The sequence below is a fragment of the Blautia sp. OF09-25XD genome, from assembly GCF_003482095.1.
Lineage (GTDB): Bacteria > Bacillota > Clostridia > Lachnospirales > Lachnospiraceae > Fusicatenibacter > Fusicatenibacter saccharivorans.
Map to the genome: position 1 here is coordinate 1 of NZ_QUMG01000049.1, position 1,206 is coordinate 1,206.

Here is a 1,206-nt window from a genome sequence, read left to right on the forward strand (position 1 = left end):
TTTGTTCCTCTGTACGCTCGTTAAATCGGGCGGCAGTATCTACACATGACTTGACCTTCCAAAGACGGTGTAAATCGTCTCTGACGGTCTTAAACTCGCCATAGGTGGTGTTGTGCGCCTGTTCCAGCTCGTCATACTCTTCGGTCAGCTTTTTCATATCCACCTTGCCGTCCGGGAACTCCCCGGTCAGCTTTCGTCTGGCGGCGTAGAACTGTATCAGTTCCGCTTCATGCTCTGCCTTGTACTTGGCTCTGGGCTTCTCAAACTTGATTTTCTGCAAGCCGTCATAGACAGGCTTCAAGTTCTGGAAAGCGGCGGAGCTGTCATAGAGTTGCTTAATTGCTTTCATTCGGGCGGTCTGTTCGTCCAGCGTTTTCTTCAAGCTCTCTGTGGCAGCACTGTGTTCGCTGACACGGCTTTCCAAATCTTCAAGGGAGTAAATGCCGTTTGCCCGGAGATAATTGAAAGTCTCGTTCATCTCCTTTAGATTGCTGACCTTGCCTTTCTGCGAATACGCCCCGGCTCTGCGCTGGGTGTAATAGGCGTTCAGCAGAGAAACAAGGTCGGGTGCCTGCGGCTTGGCAAGCTCTGCTTTTGCTTCGGCAATCCAATCGAACAGGAGAGCGATTTTCTTCTTGATGTCCCGGATAACGGCATTGGTTGCCTTGATCCAGCGGTTGAACTCGCCTTTCTCGGTGCGGATACCTTTCTTCTCCATTGCCCGGACGGTTGCGCCTTCATGGATAGTGGGAAGTAAATCCACGCCTTGCCGTTCATAGCTGCGGTGGTCGATACGAACATCAAGCCCTTTTTCCGCAAACTTGGCGTTGCATAGTTCCGCCCATGTCTGCCGCCAATGTTCCAGCGTTTCGGGACTGCCCCAGTCGGTAGTAGGAACGGCATTGAACACATACTTACCGTTTGCGTCTCGAATACGGTTGCCGTCCTCGTCCAGCTCATACACCCGGCGTTGCTTTAGCCCCATTTGCCGTCCTGCTCGATGGGGCGGATAGGGCAAAGCACATGAAAATGCGGGTTTGGTATGCCGCCGTCCTCCCGGTCTGGCTGGTGTACGGCGAAGTCAACCACCATGCCCCGGCTCACAAAGTTCTCCAATAAAAATTGCCTTGCAAGAGCGATGTTTTCCTCAAGGGAAAATTCATTCTGCAAGGCAATGTCAAAGCTGTATGCAAGCTGGGCGTTCTT

Annotated in this window: 1 pseudogene; it reads right to left on the minus strand. The window is 52.4% G+C overall.

What is annotated here, in order from left to right:
- A pseudogene (locus DXA93_RS17530) lies at positions 1–1,206 on the minus strand (MobA/MobL family protein); the annotation flags it as partial.